This window comes from Gammaproteobacteria bacterium (assembly GCA_024235095.1).
In the GTDB taxonomy this organism is placed as follows: Bacteria; Pseudomonadota; Gammaproteobacteria; order Competibacterales; family Competibacteraceae; genus UBA2383.
This window is the reverse complement of sequence record JACKNC010000003.1, coordinates 1-19,182: the sequence shown is the minus strand read 5'-3', so window position 1 is coordinate 19,182 and position 19,182 is coordinate 1. Positions and strand designations below refer to the sequence as shown.

General features: G+C 58.2%; 13 protein-coding genes. 2 read left to right on the top strand and 11 right to left on the bottom strand.

What is annotated here, in order from left to right; genetic code table 11:
* Positions 1 to 5: 5 nt before the first annotated feature.
* Positions 6 to 1,208: an NnrS family protein gene (locus H6973_17090; protein ID MCP5127293.1), complete on the bottom strand. Its 1,203-nt coding sequence runs from the start codon at positions 1,206 to 1,208 to the stop codon at positions 6 to 8.
* Positions 1,209 to 1,286: 78 nt separating this feature from the next.
* Between H6973_17090 and H6973_17085 the strand changes: the two genes are divergently transcribed.
* A complete protein-coding gene (locus tag H6973_17085; protein ID MCP5127292.1) occupies positions 1,287 to 1,775 on the top strand; it encodes a hypothetical protein in 489 nt (162 codons plus the stop codon).
* 10 nt (positions 1,776 to 1,785) lie between these two features.
* On the opposite strand, the gene H6973_17080 is transcribed toward H6973_17085, so the two are convergent.
* The gene (locus tag H6973_17080; GenBank protein ID MCP5127291.1) at positions 1,786 to 3,342 is read right to left on the bottom strand and encodes a c-type cytochrome; all 1,557 of its coding nucleotides are present in this window, start codon (positions 3,340 to 3,342) and stop codon (positions 1,786 to 1,788) included.
* Positions 3,343 to 3,589: 247 nt separating this feature from the next.
* Complete coding sequence (locus H6973_17075; protein ID MCP5127290.1) at positions 3,590 to 4,474, bottom strand: IS982 family transposase; 885 nt, start codon at positions 4,472 to 4,474, stop codon at positions 3,590 to 3,592.
* Between the two features lie 223 nt (positions 4,475 to 4,697).
* Between H6973_17075 and H6973_17070 the strand changes: the two genes are divergently transcribed.
* A complete protein-coding gene (locus H6973_17070) occupies positions 4,698 to 5,408 on the top strand; it encodes a Crp/Fnr family transcriptional regulator (protein ID MCP5127289.1) in 711 nt (236 codons plus the stop codon).
* Between the two features lie 129 nt (positions 5,409 to 5,537).
* On the opposite strand, the gene H6973_17065 is transcribed toward H6973_17070, so the two are convergent.
* The 8 genes from H6973_17065 to H6973_17030 all read right to left on the bottom strand — a co-directional run.
* The gene (locus H6973_17065; protein ID MCP5127288.1) at positions 5,538 to 6,737 is read right to left on the bottom strand and encodes a CBS domain-containing protein; all 1,200 of its coding nucleotides are present in this window, start codon (positions 6,735 to 6,737) and stop codon (positions 5,538 to 5,540) included.
* A gap of 95 nt (positions 6,738 to 6,832) precedes the next feature.
* Positions 6,833 to 7,840, bottom strand: coding sequence for a GTP 3',8-cyclase MoaA (gene moaA / locus H6973_17060; protein MCP5127287.1), 1,008 nt, complete (start codon positions 7,838 to 7,840; stop codon positions 6,833 to 6,835).
* Between the two features lie 14 nt (positions 7,841 to 7,854).
* Positions 7,855 to 8,535, bottom strand: coding sequence for a respiratory nitrate reductase subunit gamma (gene narI / locus H6973_17055; GenBank protein MCP5127286.1), 681 nt, complete (start codon positions 8,533 to 8,535; stop codon positions 7,855 to 7,857).
* Positions 8,536 to 8,630: 95 nt separating this feature from the next.
* Positions 8,631 to 9,329 (bottom strand): nitrate reductase molybdenum cofactor assembly chaperone, encoded by a 699-nt coding sequence (gene narJ / locus H6973_17050; GenBank protein MCP5127285.1) that lies wholly within the window; start codon positions 9,327 to 9,329, stop codon positions 8,631 to 8,633.
* A 59-nt stretch (positions 9,330 to 9,388) separates the two neighbouring features.
* A complete protein-coding gene (gene narH, locus H6973_17045; protein MCP5127284.1) occupies positions 9,389 to 10,939 on the bottom strand; it encodes a nitrate reductase subunit beta in 1,551 nt (516 codons plus the stop codon).
* A 95-nt stretch (positions 10,940 to 11,034) separates the two neighbouring features.
* On the bottom strand, positions 11,035 to 14,796 hold the full coding sequence (locus H6973_17040; protein ID MCP5127283.1) for a nitrate reductase subunit alpha: 3,762 nt from the start codon (positions 14,794 to 14,796) through the stop codon (positions 11,035 to 11,037).
* 71 nt (positions 14,797 to 14,867) lie between these two features.
* Positions 14,868 to 16,484, bottom strand: a complete 1,617-nt coding sequence (locus tag H6973_17035) for an antiporter (GenBank protein MCP5127282.1) — start codon at positions 16,482 to 16,484, stop codon at positions 14,868 to 14,870.
* 82 nt (positions 16,485 to 16,566) lie between these two features.
* The coding region (locus tag H6973_17030; GenBank protein ID MCP5127281.1) for an MFS transporter at positions 16,567 to 19,182 on the bottom strand (2,616 nt) is incomplete at its 5' end.

The following is a 19,182-nucleotide window of genomic DNA, read 5'->3' as shown; positions in this document are numbered from 1 at the left end:
TGAAATTAGCCAAATTGTCCATCGATTCTTGGTTTGATCAGGATAGGCGCGTAGAGGATGATGAAAATCGCAAAGGCGATGATCCACAGGAGCTGCGAGAGGCCAATCCAGATCGGGTAATGCGCTGGATCGATCAACGGCAGGAACACCCTGACTACGGTTCCCACCATCATCGCCCCAAAAGCCAGGGTCATCGCGCGTGGCGGCTCCTGCACATTTCTGCCGGTATGGCCCAGTGAAACGCGCGTCATCATGCTCAGCGTCATCAAACCAATGCCGCCATAGCTGAACGCATGGATAACCGGCATGGCCGACAGATTCAGGAAACCACTTAAGGCCACCAGTAAAAAGCCCAGATCAATGAAGAACAGGGCGATGAACAGACTCCATAACAGCGGTTTTTTCCAGATGCCGACGGTATGCCAACCGATTAAGCGGATGGAGAGAATGACGAACAAACCAGCGGCCAGCAACGCCAATAACCGAGGTTCATGCATGAACACCGCGACGATAAAAAAAGCCAGATACAGCGCCAGGCTTGACCCATCGATCCACTTGGCGTTGAACAGTTTGACCGGATAGCCCACGCCGACTTCGACGAAAAAGGGGATGACGCGCCGGCCCATGGTGAGGATCAGGCCGATAATTAAATACAGGCCGCCATACAAACTCCAGTAAACCCCTGGTTCCAGAACGCCGGTGATGCCCAGATAGAAAAAGCCGCTGGTCACGATAAACAGCGCCAGTTTGGCTAAAATACCGATTTGCCGCCATTGTTTAACCTTAAAGACCGGATAGGCGACGGCAACGGTCAGCCCCAGCAGGAACAGCAGATCCAACAGGGATGCGATCACCATAAAGCGCGTTCCGAACAAAAACAGAATTCTCGGCAGCGCCCACAAGGCGAACAAGGCCAGCAGGCTGAATCCATGCAGGGTTTGCACGCCCGTCCAGTTTTTAACGGCGGTCAGCAGAAATCCAGCAATCACCGCCAGGCTGAAACCGTAGATCATTTCATGCGCATGCCACTGAAAATAGGAAATGCCGGTCATCGGCACGGGCAATTGAAAGAGATAAACCCCCATCCATAGCGCCATAGCGAGAATGGCGAAAATCCCCGCGCCGAGGAAAAACGGCCGGAATCCCAGGTTGAATAAGGCGATGCCCGGTTGTGGCGTCGCGGGCTTTGCAAACAGGGGCAAATTCATGAGGGTTTGACTCGGCAAGCGTCGCTGAAGCATTTAATTTTTTGTGCATCGCACAATCTTTTGCTATGATTTTCGCCCGTGATTCTGTCAGGCGTGATCAAAATCATGTACATCGTCGACGACCCCCTGTTAGCCCTCATCAGCCGTTTCATGGGCCAAAACCAGCATCTTGAAGTATCTGATGCCGAGTTTTTGCTTCGGCAAATCAGCGCCATTGAAGAGTATGTCGGGCCATTTCCCGACAGCGAGCGTAACCAGCGCGCCATGGAGTGGATCGGGGCGCATGCCCGTGAATATCGACGCCAGTGGCAAAAGAACGCGGTGGCGCAGATTTTGGTCAAGGCGCGTTGCCCGGATTGCCCGCTGTTGGGCGAGCGGCGGTCGCCGCAATGCGAAATTCATGCATTCTGGCTCAGCTTGTTGCAACATTATATCGCTGACGACATCTCCTCGCAGGAGTACGTGGAGAGCACCTTGAAACTGCTCAGTCAATACAAGGATCGCCTCAAGGTGGGGGTGGTCCGCAGACAGTTGCAGCACGCTACTGCACAACTCGACGCCGCCTGATCCGCTGAATTTAATGACTCGTTCCCTCGGAACGGGTGATTTTGTTATAGACGTTGTATTTGCCGACCGGTTTGCGCATGGGCAGACGCTTGATCTCCTTCAAGGTCGCTGCATCGTAGACCACCAGCGCGCCATCGTCTTCCCAAATGGACACCAGGGCGTATTTGCCGTCGCGGGTGAATTCGGTATGCGCGGCAGTCTGGCCGGGCGCGGGACGCAAGGTATGGGCGATTTCCAGGCGGCGCTTGTCCAGCAATTGCAGGGTGTCTTTGGCGGGACTCATCATGGCGTCCACCCAGGCGTAAGGCGTGTTTTCATGGCTGCGCATGAAGAATGCCGGGCCAGCCGTTTTGATCTCCTTGAGGATTTTCCAGTCCTGCATGTCGATGACGCTGATCACGCCTTCCCGGAGATTGGGCGTCGCCATGACCCGACGACCCTGATAATCCCAGGAAATCCCCGAACCCAGATGCGGCAGGCCTGGCAACGGCACGTCGGCGATTTTGCGCCGCACATCCAGATTCACCACTTGGCCGCTGGCCGTCGATGGCGTGTTCCCATCGACGGGACGGGCGGCGCCCAGCACATAGGCATAGTCCGGGCTGAAAAAGAAGTCGTCAAGAATGGCGTCCAACCGGGTCACGCGCGGCGTCCACATCCCGGGCGCGGCGATGGCTTCGCCCATTTTATAATCGTGAACATAGCCCTTGAACACCGGCTCGGCCTTGGGGTTATAGCTCAACTCCCACACTTCCGGGATGTCCTTGAGCGCGGCTACGAAGCTCTGACGCGGGGCGGCGTCGTAAACCGCCGATACCCGCGAGCTTTGGCCGGCGTCATTCACTACGGGAATAATGCGCGCCAGACTTAAATCCACCGCGTTCAGCAACACCAGGGTGTGCGGCAGCGAGTTGGCTGCCATTGCCCATTGACCATCACTGGACACCGCCAGATTGCGAGTGTTAATGCCGACGCGGATTTCCGCCAGCATTTTCAGATTGTAAAGATCGTACTTGGCGATCCAGCCATCGCGGGAGGCGAAGTAAACAAAGCGCCCGTCCGGAGAAAACTTGGGGCCGCCGTGCAGGGCGAAGCGGCTGGGAAAGCGCGCCAGCGGAGTGAACCGGTCGCCATCGAGAATCGTGACATGATGATCACCCGCTTCCACCACCACGAACAGATTGAGCGGATCGGCGGTGAATTGCGGCTGATTCGGCAGCGTATCCGCCTTGACGTGTTCAATCCGCGAGGCGCGAATTTCGGCTTCGCCCCAGACCGGATTTTCCCTGGGCGGCGCGTAGAGGTACGCGACCAGCGCCTGAATTTCCTCCGGTTTAAGCTGTGCCTGAAAGCCGGGCATTTGTGTGGCGATTCGTCCGGCATTGATCACGGTCAGGGCCTGGGAACGCTTCAACCGCTCCAGATTTTGCGGCAGCAACGCCGGTCCCAGCCCACCCAGGCGATTTTCGCCATGACAAACGGCGCAACGCTCAAAATAAACCTGGCGGCCCTTGGCGAATTCGGCGGCGGTCATGGGCGGGGCTTTGGGATTAATGTTCTGATGCATCTCCGCGCCAGCCAGCGGCGAGCCGCCGGCCTGGTATTTGACTTCAGCCTCGGTGACGCCCTTTTTGGCTTCCGGTTCATCCTTGGCCAAAGCAAAGCTGGCGACTAATGGCAGGGCAGCCAGAGCCAGGCTGAGTTGTTTTATTTTTAAGCGAGTGTGTGGCATGGTGCGCTCCCCCATAAGGAAGCGGACGCCGCCGCCTCCCCGGTTCGTGGTTTGGACGCCTAATTAACGTGAGTTCCGTTTATTATTCATCGTAAGTCAATAGGTTAAGATCATTTTGAGACAAATGCAGCGAGGGTTTGCGAGGTTGATGGGTGTAAGCCCCCAAAGCGGCCAAAACATTGACCATGGCGTTGACCACGCTGCGATGCCGGGTGTGCTCAATCTGCTGAATGTTCTTGATTTGGTCGTTGATGGTTTCGATGAGGGCACGCTTACGCAACAATAACTTATCGACCATGGGCATCAATTTGTTGCGCATGTTCCGGCGAATTTTGGTGATCAACTGTAACCCTCGTTCCCAGAGTTCGTCGAACAATTGTTGGGAAATATAACCGCGATCGCCGATCAATTTGCCGGTCAACCCCGCTGTCAATTCGGGTACCGGTTCTCGATCATCGACGTTGCCAGGGGTAATACGGAAGGCCAGCAGTTCGCCCCGGTCATTGACGACAAGATGGAGCTTGAAGCCATAGAACCACCCCATGGAGGTTTTGCCGCGACGGGCCACCTGCTGGAAGACCCGGTGGCTGTGAATGCGGCGGTTGTGGCACACCACCAAGGACGTTGCATCGACGAAGGCAATCCCGGTGTCCTGGCCGCGCCGGGTCTGTAAGTAAATGCACAGCGGCATCAGGGCGGTGGGAATCAGGGCCACAAAGCGATGGTAGCTCAACAGGTTGGGAAACTCACCGCGGCAATGCCGGCACACTTGCAACAGATAAAAGGCCTTGAAGTTGCGGTACTGTGCCTGATGGAAATAAATCAAGATCGTCATGATTTCACTGAGGGTCAAGCGACTGGCCCGCCGTCGTTGGCGGGTACCCTCCGTTAGGAGTTGACGATGCCAGGCAGGCAGAAATACTTGGCAGAACTCATCAACGTCACAGAATAAGTCTTCTAAACTCATCGGGATGGCCCTCGGTGTAGTCGGTGTGGTAACCAGGAACCTTAACAGGTTCCACATCGGGGACCATCTCCCCATCCTTATCCAGAACTCACGTTAATTAAATACAGCAACCGGGGTGATCATGCCTTGATTTGAATCAAGTTTAAGCAGGATCCCCTGATCTGAAGCAGGGAATTTCCCCTGCGTTCCAATCATCCAGCAAACCAGAAAGAAGCAAAAAACCATGGATAAACCTGTTGATATCGCTCGGACCTTGAGTAACCTGCCGCTTTTCCAGCAATTGCATGATAGCGAGATCAGTCACTTGGCGACGGACGCGCGGGAAATCCGGCTGGACAAAGGGCAAATTCTGTTTCAGAAAGGCGCAATACTGGACGGCTTCTATGTGGTCGTTTGCGGTGCGATCAAGCTGGCCTTTTCCTCGCCACAGGGGAATGAAAAAGTCGTGTCAATCGTGGAGTCAGGGCAAAGTTTTGGCGAAGCGGTTGTGTTTATGGAGCGACCCAGTCCAGTGCTGAGCCAGGCATTGGAAGATTCGTTACTGTTGCTGATCGCCAAACACAGTCTGTTCACAGCAATCGACCATGACAGCGCCTTTGCCCGCCGGATGCTGGCTGGCTTGAGCATCCGGTTGCACGGCCTGATTGAGGATGTGGAGAATTATTCACTGCGCTCTTCGACGCAGCGGCTGATTGGCTTTCTGTTGCAACTGACGGGATCGCGGGAAAGCGGTTTTGTTGAATTGGAACTTCCCGCTAGCAAGCAGGTGATTGCCTCGCGGCTGAATCTGACGCCGGAGACGCTATCGCGGGTGTTGCACAATTTGAGCGATTCAGGATTGATTACCGTCAAGGGTCGTCATATAACTATTACTGATATTGGTAACATCAGACAGTATGGTAATACATACTCGCCATGCGCCAAGGATCATTGAGAGATCCTGGGTCAGGATATCCTCATTCAGCAGGATGCAACGAACCAGGACTTGATTCCGGGGGGGCGTGGGGTTTGCCAACCCGGAAGACGAGGACCTTTTAGTTCAGCCCTTCCAGGCACACAGCCTCTAATGCGCTTCATCAGCAGAAGTTTGTAAGACCCAGCGATGATACAAAGCGGCAATAAGGTCGGTCTGGGTGATAATCCCGCATAACTCCTGGCGCTCGTCCACGATCGGCAATTGATGAAACCCCCAGTCGGATAACTGGGGCACCAGATCGACGACCGGGGTGCGGGCAGCGACCGTTCGGACGGGCGCGGTCATGATTTCAACCACGGTTTGCGGGAACCCGCGCTTTTCCGTGGGGTCACGCCCGAGCCAGCTCCGCAGGCGGCTGTGCAGAACCAGCGGTTCGTCCTGATCAAAGCGCTTCAAAAAATCGGCCACGGTCACAACGCCAACAATCCGTTTTTCAGGATTCACCACCGGCAACACCTTGATTTTGTGCCGTCGCAAGAGTCGCCAGGCTTCATCCAGGGGCGTGGTCGGAGCGATGGAAATCACATCGCGGCTCATGATGTCGGCGCAGGTCAAGCCGATATGGCGCTGAAAAGCATGGCGGGAGGCGAGCACATAAATGCGCTCCAGGTCATCCTCGGCAATATCCATGAAGGTTTCAACTTCCCGCAGCGCTTGATACAAATCGGCGGTTTGCAACCCCAAACGCGCCAGGGGCGGCGGATCGTCGGTTCGATGAATGGTTTTCGGCGGAGGCGCTTTGCAATGGGGATAAGGACGGCGCAAGGCGGTATTGTTCAGCGCCAGCGCGCCGCCCAACAGCAGCGCGGGATAAATCAGCATCCCACCCAGAGCCGCGCTGAATCCAAAGGAGGGCCAGGTTGCCGAGTACGTTGTAGCGAATACGACCGCCGCCGCGGCGCCCGGTGGATGCGGGCAGCGCAAGACGCTCATCAGCCAGGCGGTAAGCGGAACAGCGATCAGCGCTGCCCAGAGCGGGTCTTGCATCAGCAATCCTGCGCTAATGCCCGTCAGGGTGGCGACCAGGTAGCCGCCGGCGACCGGCCAGGGTTGCGCTTGCGGACTATGCGGCAACATGAACAGCAGGATAGTCGAAGCCGCGAGCGGCCCGCAAAGAAGCGTAGCGGGGATTTCCGGTAGCAACGAGCGGGCCAGTAACAGAGTGCATACCAACGCGGCGAAGCTGGCCAAACAAGTGCGGGAGTATTCGGTCAGCGGGGGGCTGACCATGTCGGGAATCAGATAGAGCCGGGCAAAGCGTTTCAACGCAGGCATGGGCAATTGCATGATTCTTCCGTTTTCTACAGGTCGATCGGCCGGCATCCCTGAATCAGCCGTCATGGAATAGCCGCGTAGCGGTCGCTACCTGCGACCATTTTGAATTAACCGCCAGTATGGTTCATGTGGCGCAGGATGACCGGTTGGCCGCCGAGCTGGAATTCATGGCCGCGTGGCTTGATCGCCATGGCCGCGACAATCGCCTGCTTCAGTCGCTCAAGGTTGCCGGGATGCGCGCGCAGGACATGTCGCAAATCCACGGAATGTTCCTGGCCCAGGCAGAGCAATAACCGGCCTTCGGCGGAGACCCGCACCCGGTTGCAATCGCCGCAGAAGTTGTGGCTGTGCGGCGAAATGAAGCCAATGCGTGTTTGACTGCCGGGAATGCGGTAATAGCGTGATGGGCCGCCGGTGGTTTCGGTGGAAGGAATCAGGGTAAAGGTTTGGGCCAGATCGGCGCGGATGGCGTCACTGGAATAATAGGCGGCGGCGCGGTCGTGATCGCCGATGACGCCCAGCGGCATTTCCTCGATGTAGCTGATGTCCAGTCCGTTATCGACCGCGAAACGCGCCAGATCGGTGACCTCCTCGTGATTGCGGCCCTTGAGAATGACCGCGTTCAGTTTCAGTCGCTGGAAACCGGCGGATTGAGCGGCCCGAATGCCGCGTAACACGGTCTCCAGGTCGCCCACCCGGGTGATGCGCCGGAAACGATCCGGGTTCAGGCTGTCCAGGCTGATGTTAATTCGCGCCACGCCAGCGGCGTGCAGGTCGGCGGCGTAGCGCTCCAGTTGTGAACCATTGGTGGTCAGCACCAGTTCCGCTAAGCCGCGTTCACGCAACTGACCCAATTTCCGGAACAGCCACAACACATTCTGCCGCACCAGGGGTTCGCCGCCGGTGATGCGAATTTTATGCGCGCCCAGCGCCACGAACGCCCGACCCAGCGTCGCCAGTTCTTCCAGCGTCAGCACGCGCGCGCGCGGCAGAAAGGTCATCTGCTCGCTCATGCAGTAGAGACAGCGAAAGTCGCAGCGGTCGGTCACCGAGAACCGGACATAGGTGACCCGGCGACCGAAACGATCGACCAGCGGGGTTGGGGATGGAGGCATGGGCGTCAAGGACCTCAGCGTTGCCGCACGACTTGATAAGGGCGCACTGGATAAGTCACCGGGGCGCTCCAGATATGCACCAGGCGGCTGAACGGGAACACCAGGAAGGTGGTCAGGCCCAGGAAGATGTGCAACTTGAACAGGAAACCGATGCTGCTGATCGCCGCGACGGCTTCCGCTGGATCGAAGGTCACGACGTTCCGCGCCCAAGCCATGAGCAGCAGCATATTGCCGCCGTCCAAGTGCATCAGCGACACCGGCACGGTCAGCAAGCCGAGAATCAACTGCACATAAAGCAGCAACAGAATAAAAATATCCATTCGCGTACTGTTCGCGCGCACGCGGGGATCGGTCAAACGCCGCCGCACCAGCATCGTCAGCCCGACAAAGCACATCAGCCCGGCGATACTGCCGGCGACAATGGCCAGCACCTGCTTGGCGCCGGCGGAAATGCCGAGGACATGGAACAGTTCCGGCGGCGTCAGCAGACCGACGAAATGACCAATAAACAGCAGCAGAATGCCGACATGAAACAGATTGCTGGCCCAGCGCATGTTCTTGTTGCTCAGGAGCTGACTGGAATGGGCTTTCCAGGTGAACTGGTCACGGTCGAAGCGCGCCAGGCTGCCGAGCAGAAAAATCGTGCCGGCCAGATAAGGATAAACGCCAAACAACAGGGTATCAAAGTAACTCATGATCTTGTGCCTCATCTATGGGTGTGGGAGCGGCCCTCACCTCTCAATCCCTCTCCCGCAAGCGGGTGAGGGGAGCGTTACAGGGAGCGAGCGGGTTACTGCTTTGCGCCGGTCTGGCGCATCCACTGCACCGGTTGCGTGGCGTCAGGCCGCAGGCGGTGGCTGGCGCATCCTGTCTGATTCGCCAGGAACGTCACCGCCTCCTCTTCCCAGATTTTGTCCATATTAACAATGACTTCATCCGGCCCCTCGGTCGCGGCTTGCTGGCGAATGTCTTCGATCTCCGCCGGTTCGCCGACCAGCGCCGTGAGCGCGTCGAACACGACGTGATAATCGCTGCCGCGTTCGTTCAATCGCGCTCCAAGTAAAGCAATAATCGGCATGGCGTCCGTCAGCATGTCCAGCGCCTCGCCCTCCGGGCGTTGCGCCAGATATTCGAGAAACAGCGGCAGATAATCCGGCAACTCGCGGGCGCTCAGTGCAAAACCGTGCTGACGGTACACCTCCAACAGGTTGATCATCGCCTGGCCACGATCCCGGGATTCGCCGTGGATATGCTCGAACAAATGCAGCGACAGCGCCCGGCCCCGGTCGAACAGCCGCACATACCGCTCCTGCAATTCCAGCAAGTCGGTGCGGCGCAGGTACTCGATCAGCGCCAGCAACGCCCGATAGTCGCGTTTAGGCAGCCACCGGGTTTCCCGATCCAGAACGTCCACCATTTCACTCAGCGCCGCCTGCATCTCCGCTTGCGGGTACGCGAGCAGAACAGACAGGACTTTCAAGGTTTTCATTGATTTCACCTTAGCCTTGAGCCTTGAGCCTTGAGCCTTGAGCCTTGAGCCTTTAACCTTTAGCCTTTCGCCGGCTCGACCTTGATCGGAACCGCCCGGCGCGTCGTCACCTTCTTGCCGCCGAACAGGTTGGTCTTGTCCGTACCCGGCGAACAACCGTTGCCGAAGCTGAACCCGCAACCGCCGCGTTCGCCAAAGGCGTCATAAGTCGCGCTGGCGTATTCGCGGTGACTGGTAGGAATAACAAAGCGATCTTCGTAATTGGCGATGGCCAGATAACGGTACATTGACTCGACCTGATCAATACGCAGGTTGACCGCTTTCAGCACATCGTCGCGGATTTCCCCATCGACAGTCTTGGCCCGCATGTAGGCGCGCATGGCCAGCATCCGCTCCAGCGCCTGCTTGACCGGCTGCTCATCGCCAGCGGTCAGCAGATTGGCCAGATACTTCAAGGGAATGCGCAGTGAACCGACATCCGGGATGATGCCGTTCATGCCGATCTGACCGGCCTCGGCGCGGGCCTGGATCGGCGACAGCGCCGGCACATACCAGACCATCGGCAGGGTGCGATATTCGGGATGCAGCGGGAAGGCGATCTTCCATTCAATCGCCATTTTGTAGATGGGCGACTCCTGAGCCGCTTTCAGCCACGGTTCGGGAATGCCGGCCTTGCGGGCTTCGGCCTGCACCGTGGCGTCGAACGGATCGAGGAACATATCGAGTTGCGCCTGATAGAGACTCTGCTCATCCAGGACGCTGGCGGCTTCTTCAATACGATCGGCGTCGTAGAGTAAAACGCCCAGGTAGCGGATACGGCCCACACAGGTTTCCGAACAGACCGTCGGTTGTCCGGTCTCGATGCGCGGGTAGCAGAAGATGCACTTTTCCGATTTGCCGGTATTCCAGTTGTAGTAAATCTTCTTGTACGGACAACCGGAGACGCACATCCGCCAGCCCCGGCACTTGTCCTGATCAATCAGCACGATGCCGTCTTCCTCGCGCTTGTAGATCGCGCCGGAAGGGCAGGACGCCACGCAGGCCGGGTTCAGGCAATGCTCGCACAGGCGCGGCAAATACATCATGAAGGTGTTTTCGAACTCGCCGTAAATGTCCTTCTGCACTTTCTCAAAGTTGTAGTCCTTCGAGCGCTTGGCGAATTCGGTGCCGAGAATTTCCTCCCAGTTCGGCCCCCAGTGAATTTTCTGCATCCGCTCGCCGCTGATCGCGGAGCGCGGGCGGGCGGTGGGCATGGCTTTCGACTCCGGCGCATTCTGCAAATGCGCGTAGTCGTAGTCCCACGGTTCGTAATAGTCATCAATCGCCGGCATGTCCGGGTTGGCGAAGATATTGGACAGGATTTTCAGTTTGCCGCCCTGTTTCGGCTCCAGTTTGCCATCCTTGCGCCGTTTCCAGCCGCCGTTCCACTGCTGCTGATTCTCCCAGTCTTTCGGGTAACCGATGCCGGGCTTGGTCTCGACGTTGTTGAACCAGGCGTATTCCATGCCGTCGCGACTGGTCCAGACGTTCTTGCAGGTCACGGAACAGGTGTGGCAGCCAATGCACTTGTCCAGGTTCAGCACCATGGCGATTTGCGCGCGTACTTTCATTTCTCTCTATCCTCTCGGTTCACCACCAAAGACCCGACCGACCCATTCCAAAAAATTTTCGGGTCTTTCGGGTCTTTCGTGGTTAACAGCAACAATCAGTGACCCACCGCCTCAGCGACCGCCTCAGGTTCGTCATCCAGCCAGTCCACCTTGGCCATCTTGCGCACGATGATGAATTCATCGCGATTCGCGCCGACCGTGCCGTAATAGTTGAAGCCGTAGCTCTGTTGGGCGTAACCGCCGATCATGTGCGTGGGCTTGAGTACGGTGCGGGTGACCGAGTTGTGAATGCCGCCGCGCGTGCCGGTAATTTCCGAACCGGGGGTGTTTACGATCTTTTCCTGAGCGTGGTACATCATCGACATGCCTTCCGGCACCCGTTGACTGACCACGGCGCGAGCGGCGATGGCCCCATTGAGGTTGTAAGCTTCGATCCAGTCGTTGTCTTCAATGCCGGCCTTCCTGGCGTCGATTTCCGACATCCAGATGATCGGGCCGCCACGCGACAGGGTGAGCATCAGCAGATTGTCGGTGTAGGTGCTATGGATGCCCCACTTCTGATGCGGAGTGATGAAGTTCAGCACGATTTCCTTATGGCCATTCGGCTTCTTGCCGATGATCGGCTCCACCGTCTTCATATCCACCGGCGGGCGGTAAGCGCACATCGCCTCGCCAAAACCGAGCATCCACGGATGATCCTGATAAAACTGCTGGCGACCGGTCAGGGTGCGCCACGGAATCAGTTCATGGACGTTGGTGTAACCGGCGTTGTAGCTGACTTTTTCATCTTCCAGACCGGACCAGGTCGGCGAGGAAATGATCTTGCGCGGCTGGGCCTGGATGTCGCGGAAACGGATTTTCTCGTGTTCCTTGGGAATCGCCAGATGGGTATGGTCACGGCCAGTGATTTTTGACAGTGCTTCCCAGGCTTTCACCGCGACATGGCCATTGGTTTCCGGGGCCAGCATCATGATCACTTCAGCTGCGTCGATGTCGGTCTCGATGCGCGGCAAACCCTTGGCAACGCCTTCCTCCTGCACGGTGTAGTTCAGCGTGGCCAGCGCCTCCACCTCGTGTTCGGTGTTCCAGGCAATGCCCTTGCCGCCGTTGCCCACCTTGGTCATTAGCGGGCCGAGCGCGGTGAATTTCTGGTAGGTGCTTGGGTAGTCGCGCTCCACCACCACCAGACTGGGCGCAGTCTTGCCCGGAATCAGCTCGCATTCGCCCTTCTTCCAGTCCTTCACCGTCAAGGGTTGCGCGAGTTCGCTGGGGGTGTCGTGCAGAGTCGGCAGCGCGATGATGTCCTTTTCCACGCCGAGATGACCGGGACAGGTTGCCGAAAACGCTTTGGCGATGCCTTTGAAAATGTCCCAGTCGGTGCGCGACTCCCAGGCCGGATCGACCGCTGCGCTCAGCGGGTGAATGAACGGATGCATGTCGCTGGTGTTGAGGTCGTTCTTCTCATACCAGGTGGCGGTCGGCAGCACGATGTCGGAATACATGCAGGTGGTGGACATGCGGAAATCCAGGGTCACCAGTAGATCGAGCTTGCCTTCCGCGCCCTTGCGCCATTTCACCTCCTGCGGTTTCTCGCCGCCTTCCGCGCCCAAATCCTTGCCCTGGACGCCATGCACTGCGCCGAGCAGATACTTGAGGAAGTATTCATGGCCCTTGCCCGACGAGCCGAGCAGGTTGGAGCGCCACACAAACAGGTTGCGTGGGAAATTAACCGGATTATCCGGATCCTCAAAGGCGAAATTAATTTTGCCAGCCTTGAGATTTTCGACCAGATACTCGTTCGGCGCTTGACCGGCGGCCGCAGCGTCTTTGGCGATCTGCAGCGGATTGGCGTCGAAATGCGGCGCAGTCGGTAGCCAGCCCATGCGCGCCGAACGCACGTTGTAGTCAATCTGCGTACCCTGCCACTGTTTGGGATCGGCCAGCGGCGAGAGAATTTCGGTCATCGCCAGCTTCTCATACCGCCACTGGCTGCTGTGGATGTACCAAAATGAAGTGGAATTCATGTGCCGGGGCGGGCGGTGCCAGTCCAGGGCAAAGGCCAGCGCGGTCCAGCCGGTTTGCGGGCGCAGCTTCTCCTGACCGACATAGTGCGACCAGCCGCCGCCGCTTTGGCCGACGCAGCCGCACATCATCAGCATATTGATGATGCCCCGGTAATTCATGTCCATGTGATACCAGTGATTCATCGCCGCACCGATAATGACCATCGATTTACCGTGGGTCTTATCGGCGTTCTCGGCGAACTGACGAGCGACCGTGATGATTTGTTCGCGCGGCGTCCCGGTGATTTTCTCCTGCCAGGCCGGGGTATAGGGCACATCGTCATCGTAGGTTTTGGCGACGTTATCGCCGCCCAGTCCGCGATCCAGACCGTATTGCGCCAAAGTCAGGTCGTAGACCGTGGCGACCAGCGCCTCGGAACCGTCGGCCAGTTTCACCTTCTTCACCGGCACATGGCGGACTTGCACGGCGTTATGCGCGGTGCAGGCGAAATGCGGGTGTTGCGTGGAACCGAAATAGGGGAAAGCGACCGGCGCTACCGCATCCTTGATCTCGTTGACCGACAGGCGCAGCTGGGTTTCCGCGCCGGAGAGCGCTGCCTTTGGCTCCAGATTCCACTTGCCGACCATCCCTTCTTGCTCGCCCCAGCGGAAGCCGATCGAGCCATTGGGGACGATCAGATGACCGCTGATTTCATCGAAGGCCAGGGTTTTCCATTCCGGGTTGTTCGCCTGACCGGCGTTGTTCGCCAAGTCGGAAGCGCGCAGAAAACGGCCATTGACATAGGTTCCATCCTCGCGCGGATCGAGCATCACCAGATAAGGGAAGTCGGTCTTGGTGCGCACGTACTCGGTGAAATACTCGGACCTTCCATCAAGGTAAAACTCGCGCAGGATGACATGCCCCATCGCCATCGCCACCGCCGCGTCGGTGCCCTGTTTGGGATGCAGCCAGACATCGGCGAACTTGGACGCTTCGGAATAATCCGGGCAGACCACCACGATCTTGGCGCCTCGATAGCGCACCTCGGTCATGAAATGGGCGTCCGGGGTGCGGGTCTGCGGGACGTTGGAACCCCACATCATCAGGAACGTCGAGTTGTACCAGTCCGCCGATTCCGGCACGTCGGTTTGCTCGCCCCAGACCATCGGGCTGGCGGGCGGTAAATCGCAATACCAGTCATAGAAGCTGCCGACCGCACCGCCGATCAGCGACAGATAACGCGAACCGGCGGCATAGGACACCATCGACATGGCCGGAATCGGCGAAAAGCCGTAGATGCGATCCGGGCCGTAGTGCTTGGCGGTGTACACATTGGCGGCGGCGATGATCTGATTCACTTCATCCCAGGTGGAGCGGACGAAACCGCCCAAACCGCGCTGACTCTTGTATTCGCTGGCCTTGGCCGGGTCTTCCACAATGGACGCCCAAGCGTCGACCGGGTCTTTGTTGACGGCCAGCGCCGCGCGCCACAGCTTGATCAGCCGCCCGCGAATCATCGGGTATTTGACCCGGTTGGCGCTGTACAGATACCAACTGTAGGACGCGCCGCGCGCGCAACCACGCGGTTCATGGTTCGGCAATTCATCGCGGGTGCGCGGATAGTCGGTCTGCTGGGTTTCCCAGGTGACCAGTCCGTTCTTGACATAGATTTTCCAGCTACACGAACCGGTGCAGTTCACCCCGTGGGTGGAGCGCACAATCTTGTCGTGCTGCCAGCGGGCGCGATAGGCGTCCTCCCAGCCGCGATCCTCGTTAGTGACGATGCCGTGATCGCCGGAAAAAGTGTCAGTGATTTTTTTAAAGAAATTTAGTCGATCAAGAAAATGACTCATGATAATCAACCTCATATTAAATGTAGGTTGGGTTACGCGCTGCGCGCTAACCCAACCTACGCATGACTTACTTAAGGATTCTTGAATTCCGCCTTGGGGCCGAGGTAGTACCACCAATTCAGCACCAGACAGATGAAGTAGAAAACCGCAAAACCGTAGAGCGCGTATTCCGGCGTCGTGGCCTTGATCTGCTCGCCGAACACCTGCGGGATGATGAACGCGCCATACGCCGCGACGGCTGAAGTCCAGCCCAGCACCGGCCCGGCCTGTTCCTTGGGGAATACCATGGCGATGGTGCGGAAGGTGGATCCGTTGCCGATGCCGCTGGCCGCGAACAAGGTCAGGAATAACAGAAAGAACGGCAGGAAATACTGTTCCGGCGTCGCTGACTGATAAGCGGCGCTCATGTAATACGCGACGCCCAGCGCCGCGCCGATCATCACTACGGTAATCACTTGCGTGACCAAAGCGCCGCCCACCTTGTCGGAAATCCAGCCGCCAATCGGCCGGATCAGCGCGCCGATAAACGGCCCCATCCAGGCATACATCAAGGCGCTGGGCGCGTTGGGATTCACCGTGCTGTGCGTTAACACCCCATCCGCGCCTTCAATGTGGCTAAAGCCGAAAATGACCTTGATCGCCAGGGCGAATGCGGCGGAATAGCCGATGAAACTACCGAAAGTCATGGTGTAAATCACGCTCATGACCCAGGTGTGCTGGTTGCCGAAAATCTGGAATTGCCGTTGCAAATTCGGCTTGATCTCGCCGGGAATCAGTTTGAGCAGGAACACGGTCAGCGCAATCACGCCGGGCAACACCACCCACTTGGTCCATGACGGCAACCCCAGTCCGGTCGGCGCGGGCAGAATCAGATACAAACCGACGCCGGCGGCGACAAAGCCAATCAGCAACATCCCGACGATCTTGGTGATCGCGCCCAGGGGTGAACCAATGTGTGGCGAAACCTCCTCGGTGCGGATATTGTTCATGCCGAACCAGCCGATGAAGGCCAGCGGAATCAGCAGGAACAACCAGACAAAGCCGGCGTTCTGAATATAGGTCGGCGTACCCGCAGCGATTTTGCCGATCAACGTACCCGAGGTTTGCACCAGGGCGATGGGTTCGCCGCCGAAGGAGCCGAGCAGCGGAATGGTCATGACCAACGGCACCAGAATTTGCATGGTGGTGACGCCCGCATTACCCAGGCCCGCGTTCAAGCCCAGCGCCAGTCCCTGCATCCGCTTGGGAAAGAAGAAGCTGATATTGGACATGCTGGAGGCGAAGTTGCCGCCGCCAAAACCGGACAGAAACGCCAGTAATTGAAACACCCAGAGCGGCGTGTCCTGACTCTGCAACGCCAGTCCAGTGCCCAGCGCCGGAATCATCAACAGCGCCGTGGTGAACACGATGGTGTTGCGCCCGCCGGCGATGCGAATGAAAAAGCTCGACGGAATGCGCAAAGTCGCGCCGGTCAGACCGGCGATCGCCGCCAGGGTGAACAGTTCCGCCGGCTTGAACGGAAAACCGGCGTTGAGCATCTGGACGGTAATGATGCTCCAGTAGATCCACACCGCAAAGCCGCACAGCAGACTGGGGATCGAAATCCACAGGTTGCGGTTAGCGATGCTTTTGCCCGTGGATTCCCAGAACTGAGGGTCTTCCACGCGCCAGTCACGAATATCGGCCATGATGATAAAACCTCTCAATAGTATGAAGTTTTAAGTTAAGTTTTCAGTTTTCAGTTTTCAGTGGGGGGCGTTTATGCCGTTTCTAACACGCCACCTCCGCGCCTTTACGGAAATACCAGCGCCAGGTCACCCCCACGCAACTCAGATAAAACAGGCTAAAGAAGAACAACGCGCCCTGGGGACTGCCGGTCAACTCAATGGACGCGCCGTAGGCCATCGGGATGAAGAACCCACCGAAAGCCGCTACAGCGGCGCTTAATCCCATAGCCGCAGCGGCTTCGGTCGCGCCCTCGCGCCGCGCCTGCTCCAGCGCCACTGCATCGTTTCGGTCAGCGACCTGCCGCTCCCGCAGGGTGCGGAAGATGATGGGAATCATGCGGAAAGTAGAGCCGTTGCCGATGCCGGCGGCCAGGAACAACACCAGGAACATCGCTACGAAGCCGATCACGTTACCGCTATCGTTTGCGCCGGGCAGAAACGCCGCCGCCGCCAAGGTCGCTAGCCCCATGATGATGAAGATGGCGAAGGTAATGACCGCGCCGCCCAGACGATCCGCCAGCCAGCCGCCGACGGGTCGCACAAAGGCAGCCAACATTGGGCCGATAAAGGCGAACTGGAAGGCATCCACACCGGGAAATAGAGTGTTGACCAGCATCGGGAAACCGGCGGCCAGACCGATAAAGGAACCGAAAGTGCCGATGTACAGCCAACTCATCAGCCACTGGTGCTTGTGCCCGAAAATCGCCGCCTGTTCGGCAAAACCGGCTTTTACGCTGGCAATATTGTCCATGCCGAAATACGCGGCGATGGCCGAGAGTACGATGAAGGGAACCCAGATAAATCCAGCGTTCTGCACCCAGATCTGTGCGGTGGTTCCACCGTCCAGATGGCTTTGTGCATCGCCGCCCAGCACCAGCAACGCCCCGCCGTACACTGCAATCGGCGCGATCAGTTGCGCCAGGCCCACGCCGAGATTGCCAATGCCAGCGTTCAGACCCAGCGCGGTGCCTTGCAGGCGCTGCGGATAGAAGAAGCTGATATTGGCCATGCTGGAGGAGAAATTGCCGCCGCCCAGGCCACACAGCAGGGCGATTGCCACAAACACGGCATACTGGGTGTTGGGGTTCTGCACCGCCACGCCAATCCACAGGGTCGGCAACAGCAGCAGCGCCGTGCTGAACACCGTCCAGTTGCGTCCGCCGAAGATCGGCACCACGAACGAAAACAACAGGCGGAACAAGGCGCCCGACAGACCCGGTAACGCCGCCAGCCAGAATAGTTGATTGGGCGTGAACTGGAAGCCGATATGCGGCAGTTCGACCACGATCACGCTCCAGACCACCCAGACGGCGAAGGCCAGCAGCAAGGCCGGCATTGACAGCCATAGATTGCGGTTGGCGATGCGGCTACCGGTTTTCTCCCAGAAGGTTTCGTCATCGGGCCGCCAGTCGACCAGCAGATGCCGGCGTGGTCGGACATGCTCGATGAGTTGCGCTTGCTCCAGTTCCGCGCGGACGTCGGCGTGACGCTCCAGAATCGCTTCACGCTCATTCCGCTCGGCCAACCAGGTCCACAACATCGTAATTGCCAGCACCGCAAACATGATCATGTAGGCGCTGCTGCGCACGCCGAGTGCATCCAGGGCCACGCCGAAGATAATGGGCATGGTGAAACCGCCCAGACCGCCGATGACGCCGACCAGACCGCCGACCGAACCCATGCTATTGGGGTAGTAGTCGGCCAGACTGCGGTAGACGCTGGCCTTGCCGATGCCCTGGGCGATGCCGACCACGAACACCAGTACGGTGAAAGACACCACGCCCAGACCGACATTCAGCGATACATCGCCGCGCAAGGTATGCACGGTCATGGTGGTCTGCGGGTAGCAGAGAAAGAACAGGCTGATCAGGGAAATCCAGAACACCCACCAGGTCGTCTGGCTACCGCCGTAACGGTCGGAAATCCAGCCGCCCAGCGCGCGAATGACGCCGGAAGGCAGGGTGAACAGCAGGGTGACGAAAGAGGCCGTCTTCAGGTCAAGCCCGTATTCGCCAACGTAGTATTTCGGCAGCCACAACGCCAGGGCCACGAAACCGCCGAAGACGAAGTAGTACGCCATGCCAAACCGCCACACCCGCAAATCCATCAGTGGCGTGAGTTGCTGGCCAAGTGTCAGATGGACTCCCGACTTTTTACGTTCTTCGGTCTTAGGGTCGGGGTAGGTGAAAAACCAGAACGCGACGGCCATGACCAGCATGGCGATGGAATAGACTTGCGGCACCATTCGCCAGCCGTAGGCGACGACGAGGAGTGGCGCGACCAGGTTGGTAATGGCGGAACCGGCGTTACCCGCGCCGAAAATGCCCATCGCCGTTCCCTGCCGTTCCTTGCTGAACCAGGCCGAGGTGTAGGCGATGCCGGTGGCGAAGGAGCCGCCGGCCAGGCCCACGAACAGGCCGAGCGTCAGGTACTGCCAGTATTGGGTAGCAAACGCCAGCCCGTAGATCGGGATGGCGACGATGATCATCTGGATAAAGAAGACGATGCGCCCGCCAAAGCGGTCGGTGAGAATGCCCAGCGGTAGGCGGACGAGCGAACCGGTGAGAATCGGCGTCGCGACCAGCAGGCCGAATTCGGTTTCGCTCAGATTCAGTTCTGCTTTAATGCGGATGCCAAGAATGGAGAACATGGTCCACAC